The organism is Kitasatospora sp. LaBMicrA B282 (genome assembly GCF_050325825.1).
Classification (GTDB): domain Bacteria; phylum Actinomycetota; class Actinomycetes; order Streptomycetales; family Streptomycetaceae; genus Kitasatospora.
On record NZ_JBNQTI010000112.1, the window covers coordinates 22,362 to 29,924 of the forward strand.

Annotated in this window: 10 protein-coding genes, 1 pseudogene and 1 riboswitch; of the genes and pseudogenes, 5 read left to right on the forward strand and 6 right to left on the reverse strand. The window is 75.5% G+C overall.

The features are described from left to right. Positions 1–67 precede the first annotated feature (67 nt). The 4 genes from ACQRUO_RS26585 (at position 68) to ACQRUO_RS26600 (ending at position 2,413) form a co-directional block, all read left to right on the forward strand. A complete protein-coding gene (locus ACQRUO_RS26585) occupies positions 68–730 on the forward strand; it encodes a helix-turn-helix domain-containing protein (protein WP_428318596.1) in 663 nt (220 codons plus the stop codon). Positions 731–795: 65 nt separating this feature from the next. Continuing rightward, positions 796–954, forward strand: a complete 159-nt coding sequence (locus ACQRUO_RS26590; RefSeq protein WP_428318597.1) for a DUF6126 family protein — start codon at positions 796–798, stop codon at positions 952–954. Between the two features lie 72 nt (positions 955–1,026). Continuing rightward, entirely contained in the window at positions 1,027–1,515 is a 489-nt protein-coding gene (locus tag ACQRUO_RS26595; RefSeq protein ID WP_428318598.1) for a carboxymuconolactone decarboxylase family protein, read from the forward strand. Positions 1,516–1,684: 169 nt separating this feature from the next. Then, entirely contained in the window at positions 1,685–2,413 is a 729-nt protein-coding gene (locus tag ACQRUO_RS26600) for an MgtC/SapB family protein (RefSeq protein WP_428318599.1), read from the forward strand. Between the two features lie 33 nt (positions 2,414–2,446). Here the strand turns inward: ACQRUO_RS26600 and ACQRUO_RS26605 are convergent, their stop codons facing one another. The 6 genes from ACQRUO_RS26605 to ACQRUO_RS26630 form a co-directional block, all read right to left on the reverse strand. Further along, positions 2,447–3,220: a response regulator gene (locus ACQRUO_RS26605; RefSeq protein ID WP_428318600.1), complete on the reverse strand. Its 774-nt coding sequence runs from the start codon at positions 3,218–3,220 to the stop codon at positions 2,447–2,449. Continuing rightward, complete coding sequence (locus ACQRUO_RS26610; protein ID WP_428318601.1) at positions 3,217–4,182, reverse strand: sensor histidine kinase; 966 nt, start codon at positions 4,180–4,182, stop codon at positions 3,217–3,219. Before ACQRUO_RS26610 ends, ACQRUO_RS26605 begins: the two co-directional genes overlap by 4 nt. Positions 4,183–4,349: 167 nt before the next feature. Continuing rightward, on the reverse strand, positions 4,350–4,574 hold the full coding sequence (locus ACQRUO_RS26615; RefSeq protein WP_428318602.1) for a hypothetical protein: 225 nt from the start codon (positions 4,572–4,574) through the stop codon (positions 4,350–4,352). A 276-nt stretch (positions 4,575–4,850) separates the two neighbouring features. Next, entirely contained in the window at positions 4,851–5,435 is a 585-nt protein-coding gene (locus ACQRUO_RS26620; RefSeq protein WP_428318603.1) for a TetR/AcrR family transcriptional regulator, read from the reverse strand. Continuing rightward, complete coding sequence (locus ACQRUO_RS26625; protein WP_428318604.1) at positions 5,436–6,290, reverse strand: alpha/beta fold hydrolase; 855 nt, start codon at positions 6,288–6,290, stop codon at positions 5,436–5,438. 123 nt (positions 6,291–6,413) lie between these two features. Further along, the gene (locus ACQRUO_RS26630) at positions 6,414–6,704 is read right to left on the reverse strand and encodes a YiaA/YiaB family inner membrane protein (RefSeq protein WP_428318605.1); all 291 of its coding nucleotides are present in this window, start codon (positions 6,702–6,704) and stop codon (positions 6,414–6,416) included. A 219-nt stretch (positions 6,705–6,923) separates the two neighbouring features. Then, positions 6,924–7,096: riboswitch (cyclic di-AMP (ydaO/yuaA leader) on the forward strand. Between the two features lie 12 nt (positions 7,097–7,108). Here ACQRUO_RS26630 and ACQRUO_RS26635 point away from each other — a divergent pair. After that, positions 7,109–7,563, forward strand: a pseudogene (locus ACQRUO_RS26635) (hypothetical protein); the annotation flags it as partial.

Here is a 7,563-nt window from a genome sequence, read left to right on the forward strand (position 1 = left end):
CCCGACGGCCTTTTGCCTCTGAGGCACATTTCTTGCCCGGCGGGCAGGACGGGTGTGGACTGGTCGCATGACCAGCGACCCGGACGCCGGCGGACCGGCGATCAGCGACCCGGACCCCGGCGGTGCGGTGGCCGGCGGGCCGGACGGCGAGGACCTGCCCGGCCTCGGTGCCCGGCTGCGCGAGCACCGGCTGGCCGCCCGCCTCACCCTGGAGGCCGCGGCCGCCCGGGCCGGACTCTCGCCAGCCTACCTCTCGCGGTTGGAGACCGGCCGCCGCCAGCCCTCGCTGCCGGTGCTGCTCTCGCTGGCCCGGCTCTACGGCGCCACGGTGGCCGGCCTGCTCGGTGAACAGGCCGCCGCGCCCGACCCGGTGGTCCGCGGCGGCTCGATCACCCCGGGCCACAGCGGCGGTTGGGGCTACCGGCGGGCCGGGGTCCCGGGGCTGGCCATGCAGGCGCTCCGGGTGCACATCCCGCCCGGGCTGCAGGACGCCGTGGTCCGGGTGCACGCCGGCGAGGAGTGGCTGCACGTCCTCCAGGGGCGGCTGCGGCTGACCCTGGGCCGGACCGGCCACCTGCTGGAGCCCGGCGACAGCGCCCAGTTCGACTCGCTCACCCCGCACCGGCTCGCCGCCGAGGGGGCCGAGGGCGTGGAACTGCTCTTCGTCCACACCCTGCTGCAGAGCCCGGCCGGCGAGCTCTGCCTGCCGGTGTCCGGTCGCACCCCCTGAGCCCTTCCGTTGAACCCTTCCGTCCCGCTCTCTCCGTCATCCGCTCTCCGGGGAAGGACCCTCCGATGGCCGTCCACCAGCACCCGCAGTACGCCCCCACCACCGACGGCGGCCGCCGCACCGACCACCGGGTGGCGATCCGGGTCGGCATCTACCTGGCCGCCGCGCACGGCTTCGCCGGCTTCCTCTACCTGCTCTTCTGGCTTGGCGCACACCGCGGTTGACCCACCGCCACCCGGTGCGGGCGGCCCGCGCGGCAGAGCCGCGGACGGCTCCGGGTTCCCTAGGCTGGGTCCATGACCGCCGTGAGCGAGAACCAGCAGACCGTCCCCGCACCGCCCCGTCGCCTGGCCCTGGAGAAGCTGGCCCCCGACTTCTACCGGGCCCTGTTCCAGACCTCGCAGGCCGCCGAGACCGGACTCGACCCGGTGCTGGCCGAGTTGGTGAAGATCCGCGCCTCGATGATCAACGGCTGCGCCTTCTGCATCGACATGCACACCACCGACGCCCGCCGCGCCGGCGAGGCCGAGCACCGGCTCCACGCGCTCTCCGCCTGGCGCGAGACCCCGCACTACACCGCCAAGGAGCGGGCCGCGCTGGCCCTGACCGAGGCGATCACCCTGCTGACCGAGGGGCACGTGCCCGACGCCGTCCACCAGGAGGCGGCCGCGCAGTTCGACGAGGAGGAGCTGGCCCGGCTGATCGCGACCATCGCGGTGATCAACACCTGGAACCGCGTCGCGGTGGCCACCCGGCTCAGCCCGGCGCCGCGCACCGAGGGCTGACCTGCGCCCTCCGACCGGCCGGCCCGATCGGCCGGTCCGGTCGGCCGTCCGTCGGGGCGGGCCGACCGGTCGAGGTCGAGCTGACGGACCACCAGTCCTCACCGACTGTTCGCCCGGGCGGCGGCGTGCGGTCCCCGGCCCGCACCGCCGTCCGTCGTAGAGTGCGCCCGTGGCCACCTTGAGCACCCTGGACTTCGTCACCCGGCTCGCCGTCGGCGTCGGTTGCGGCGCACTGATCGGCGTCGAGCGGCAGTGGCGGGCCCGGATGGCCGGCCTGCGGACCAACGCCCTGGTGGCGGCGGGCGCCACCCTCTTCGTGCTGTACAGCGCGGCGCTCCCGGACCCGGGGTCGACCACTCGGGTCGCCTCCTACGTGGTCTCCGGGATCGGCTTCCTCGGCGGCGGGGTGATCCTGCGCGACGGCGCCAGCGTGCGCGGGCTGAACACCGCGGCCACCCTGTGGTGTTCGGCGGCGGTCGGGGTGCTCTCCGCCGCCGGGATGCTCCGGTTCGCGCTGCTCGGCACGCTCGCGGTGCTGGTGATCCACCTGGTGCTGCGGCCCGCGGGCCGGCTGATCGACCGGGTGCCGCAGGACGACCCGGACATCGAGGGCGTGCGGGCCACCGTCCACCTGCTCTGCGACCGCAAGACCGAGACCCAACTGCGCGCCCTGCTGCTGCACGCGCTGGGCGGGGCCGGCCTGACGCCCACCGGTCTGCGGGCCCGCCGCGAGGACGAGCACACCACCAAGCTGCGGGCCACCGTCGCGGTCACCGGTGACCCGGCCCGCGCGCTGGAGCAGCTGATCACCCGGCTCTCGCTCGAACCCGGGGTCCGGGACCTGCACTGGCACCTGGTGGAGGAGCCGCAGGAGCCGAGCCCCGAAGCGCTGACCTGACGCGCTGACTCGGGACTGTCGGAGCCGCTCCGGTCAGTCCCGGTCGCCCGGGTGGACCAGACCGGTCTCGTAGGCGAGCACCACCGCCTGGGCGCGGTCGCGCAGTGCCAGCTTGGCGAAGATCCGGGCCACGTGGGTCTTCACCGTGGCCTCGCTGAGCGTCAGCTCCCGGGCCAGTTCGCCGTTGGAGCGGCCGCGCCCGAGCAGCCCGAGCACCTCCAGCTCGCGCGGGGTGAGCGCGGCCAGGTCCCGGTGCACCGCGGGCTCGGGCGCCTTCGCGAGCCCGGGTGCCGGCCCGGGCGCCGGCACCGGATCGGGCTCGGTGAGCGGGAGCGGCGGCTCGGCGCCGGCGAACCTGGCCACCAGGCGGCGGGTGATCGAGGGGGCGAGCAGCGCGTCCCCGGTGGCGACCAGCCGGACGGCGGCCACCAGGTGGTCCGAGGTGACGTCCTTCAGCAGGAAGCCGCTGGCCCCGAGCGAGAGGGCGGCGTACACGTAGTGGTCCAGGTCGAAGGTGGTCAGCATGATCACTCGGCAGCCGGGGTCCTGGGCCAGCACCTGGCGGGCCGCCTCCAGCCCGTCCAGCACCGGCATCCGGATGTCCATCAGCACCACGTCGGGCCGCAGCCGGGCCGCGGCCGCCACCGCCTCGGCGCCGGTGCCCGCCTCGCCGACCACCTCGATGCCGCGGGCGGCCAGGATCAGCCGGAAGCCGGTGCGGACCAGCTCCTGGTCGTCGGCGATCAGCACCCGGGGGCCGGGTTCGGCGGCCGGCACCGGGGCGGGGGTGGGGTCCAGCTCGGTCATGCCGTCGCCTCCGGTCCGGTGGTCGTCTCGGGTCCTGTAGTCGTATCGGGTCCTGCGGTCGGCTCCGGCCCCGCGGTCGTCTCCGGTCGGTCCAGCGGGATCCGGGCCCGCACCCGGTAGCCGCCGCCGAGCCGCCGCCGGGCGTCCAGGTCGCCGCCGTACACCGCCACCCGCTCGCGCAGGCCGAGCAGCCCGCGGCCGGCCCCGTCCCGCGCCGGCTGTGCCGCCGGTGACGGTCCCGCCGAGCGGTCCGGGCCGCCGGCGGCCGAGCCCTGTCCGGCCAGCACGCTGGGGCCGGAGTTCAGCACCTCGACCCGCAGCGAGCGGTTCGCGTAGCGGATGCTCACCTCGGCCTGCGCGCCGTCGCCGTACTTGAGCGCATTGGTCAGCGCCTCCTGGACGATCCGGTAGGCCGTCACGTCGATCCCGGTGGGCAGCGGGCGCGGCTCGCCGGAGATCCGCACCTCGACCGGCAGTCCGGCGAAGGCGATCCGGTCGACCAGTGCACCGAGCCGGCCCAACCCGGGCTGCGGGGTCAGGCCGTGGCCGCCGTCGTCCGCCGGGTCGCCCGGCTCGCGGCCGTCCGCGGCCGGGGCGAGCACGCCCAGCAGGTGCCGCAGCTCGGTCATCGCGTCCCGGCCGGCCCCCTCGACGGCGCGCATCGCGGTGGCCGCCGCCTCGGGCAGGGTGGCCAGCACCTCGCGGGCCGCGCCGGCCTGCACCACCATGACGCTCACGTTGTGGCTGACGATGTCGTGCAGCTCGCGGGCGATCCGGGCGCGCTCGGCGTCCACCGCGGTGCGCGCCGCGCTCTCCCGCTCCCGTTCGAGCAGCCAGCCCCGCTCCTCGATGGCCGCCCGGTACCGGCGGCGGGCCCGCACCAGCGCGACGCCGAGCAGCACGGCCAGCACCGCGCAGCTCCCCAGACCGGCGGTCAGCCAGTCGTCCCCCGTACTCCCCACGCCCCTACCTTGGCAGGTGGGCGGCCCACCGCGCATCATCCGGCGGTGGCAGCGGCTACATCCCGGGGATGACGGACCATCAGGCCGTGCGCCACGCCCCTGCCCGGCGGACCCGGGCGGGCTCGGGCAGGCCCGGTGGGGCGGCGGGCTCGGCGGGGGTGGCCGGACTACTGCCCGTCGGACTCGCCGTAGCCGGGCTGCGGGCGGGCCGGGACGGTGGCCATCGAGCGCAGGCCGCGGGCGATCGCCAGGCCGCGGCGGACGGCGGCCCAGCCGGTGGGCTGCTCGCCGGCGGCGGTCGCGGCGGGCTGCGGGCGGGTGGTGCGCTGCGCGGGGATCGCCGCGGGAGCGGCCGGGCGGGTCGCGGGCTGCGCGGTGGTCGGCTGCGTCATGGGCCCTCGCCTTTCGCCGGTGTGGTTCGGGGACGTGTTCGGGTCGGCTGCTCCGCCGTCCGTCCAGCTACCCGGAGGTGGCCCAGTCTGACCCTCGTTCGGCGACGAATCGGTCTCGATCGGCAGCCGAATGCGTACCGGATGGGACTTTAGTCCCTCTTTCTTAGTTCTATCTGATGGTGCGAGTCCGAAATCCCACGGGTGCCGGCAGCCTCGGGCGCCTCGCGGACCTCGGAGACCCCGGGCACCTCGGGCGTCCCAGCCGTCTCGGCCGCCTCAGGCGGGGCCGGTGGCTCCCGGCCACTGGTGCAGGCCCGCGGTCAGCAGCGTGACCAGCCGCTGCTGGGTCACCGCCAGCTCCTCGCTGAGCTGGAAGGCGCCGCCGATCACCAGCGAGGCGAAGCCGTGGGCGATCGCCCGCACGGTGCGGGCCGCGTGCACCGCCTCGGCGTCGGCGATCCCGTAGCCCTCCAGCACCTGGAAGATCGTGCCGACCAGCGCACCGGCGGCCGTCATCAGCTCCTCGTCGGCGGTGACCGGGCTCTGCGGGAAGGCGGCGTAGCGGTTCGGGTACTCGGTCGCGTAGCCGTGGTAGGCGCGCAGCAGGGCCTCGACCGCTTCGTCCCCCCGGGTCCCGGCGACCGCCTCGGCCAGCCGGGCGCCCAGGTCGGCGGTGACCCGGATGCCGACCAGCCGGCGCAGTCCGGCCAGGCCGCCGGGCACGTGCTTGTAGAGCGAGGGGGCGGCCACCGTGGCGCGGGCGGCCACGCCGGCCAGGGTGAGGGCCTCGGGACCCTCCTCGTCGATCAGCGCGAGCGCGTGGTCGACGACGATGTCGGGGGTCAGACCGGCACGGGGCATTCAGGCCACCTCGGCGAGGAAGGGGAGCAGGGCGTCGGCGGTGGCCTGCGGGTGGTCCGCCATCGGGTAGTGCCCGGCACCGTCGATCATCACCTTACGGGCGTTCAGCGCCGCGGTCTGACGGTCCGCGACCAACTCCGGCTTCGGGAAGTCGGGGTCCTTGGTGCCCATCACGACCAGGGCCGGGCAGTGCGCGTCCTGGGCCCAGCCGACCGGGGCGGCGTCGCCGTGCACGTAGCCGCGGGTGGCCTGCTTGCGGCCGGGGGTGCGCAGCGCGGCGACCAGGCCGGCGACGTGCTCGGCGTGGTCGGCCGGCCGGGCGGTGGGCAGCGCCATCCTGTTCAGGTAGTAGCCCCAGATCTTCGGGAAGGCGACCACCGCGGAGCCGAGCCCCTGGACCGCGGCGCGCACCAGCGCGTTCGGCGCCGGCTGCTCGATGAAGCCGTCCAGCAGCGCGATCCCGGCCACCCGCTCGGGGGCCAGCGCGGCCGCCTTCACCACGCTGGCGGCGGTGTAGGAGTGGCCGACCAGGACGGCCCGGTCGATCCCCAGGTGGTCGAGCAGGGCCAGCGCGTCGGCGGCCGCGGCGGCGGGGGTGTAGTCGTCCCAGGCGATCGAGGACTCGCCGAAGCCGCGCAGGTCCATGGTGATCACCCGGTGGCCCGCGGCGGTGAGCAGCGGGCGCAGGTGGCGGTAGGTGGCGCGGGAGTCGAGCATCCCGGGGAGCAGCAGGACCGGGGTGCCGGTGCTGCGGGAGTCGGTACCGAGGGAGTCGGCGCCGTGGGAATCGTCAAAAGCGATGGTGCCGGCGGAGAGCTGCAGGTACTGGGTCTGCGGGGCTGCGGTGGTGATCACGGCGGGCCTCCTGGCCTGGCTGCGGTGGGTGCCGGCTGCTGCCGACACCCACAAAGCTATGGCTAATAGCCTTAGCCGTCAACCCCTGGGTCGGCTTCCGTCCGGGCCCCTCCGGGTTCGGGGTCAGGGGCCGTCCGTCCGGAACGGGTCGTGTTCGGCGAGCAGCTTCTCCAGCCGGGCCTGGTCGACCCGGGTGACCAGCTCGCCGGCCTCCTGGCGGTCGCGGACCACTTTGGCCAGCGTGAATGCCGAGGTGGTGGTGTAGAGCAGGCCGAGGGCGAGGAAAGCGCGCATCCAGGCGCTCACCGGGAGATAGGCGATGCCGATCGCCAGGCCGCCGAGGGCGAGGGCGAAGGAGAGGATCGCCTGGAGGTAATAGGCGGACGTGGTCCGCGGCTGCACCGAGGAGGACATGTCCGAAGCATCGCCAACTCCCGTGCCCGGCGCCTGAGTACGCGTACTCATCCGGTCGGCCGGCGGGTCCCGGAGCGGTCCGATTATGACGGGGTCATGACGCCGATCGGGGCGGCTGATGAATACGACTATCAGACTGACGCGGGCTTGGAATCGCGCGCTCCTGGGATTAACGTTTGATAACGCAGCGCGGTCGGCAACGCCGTACCCGACACGGCACCGTGCGCGTCGCCTAATCCGCGGACCTGGCCTTCGGGCCCGGCCGGGGAGCCGGGGAACCACGTTCCGTGGGGTGAATCGGCTCGGCCGGGCTGGACAGCCCGAGCCGGACCGTAGGAGACCTTCCTGCTCCGAACCCGTCAGCTAACCCGGTAGGCGCGAGGGAAGGAAAGGAGCGCGCCCCCGTGGCGTTGACGCACACCCCGGAGAGCCGCACCCAGGAGAGCGGCGCCGGGCTGCTCGACCACCCCGGCGCGACCGCCGACGCCCCCCGCCACAAGGTGCCCCGTCAGGCCCGCGCCGGCGCGCCGGTGCTCGGCGTCACCGCGATGGCCGCCGCCCTCGGCGCCACCGGCCTGACCGCCACCGCCGCGGCCGCCGCGACCCCGGGCCCCGGGCCCGCCCCCGCGGTCACCGTCCCCGACGAGTCGTCCGCGCCCACCCTGCTGGACCGCGCCGGCGACCCCGGCCTCGCCCTGGCCGCCCGGATCCAGCAGCAGGCCGACACCCGGCGCACCGCCGCCGAGGAGGCCGCCCGGCTGGAGGCCGCCAACGAGGCGGCGGCCAAGCGCGCGGCCCAGGCCGCCGCCAAGGCCGAGGCGGACGCCAAGGCAGCCGCCGAGCGCGCGGCCGCCGAGCA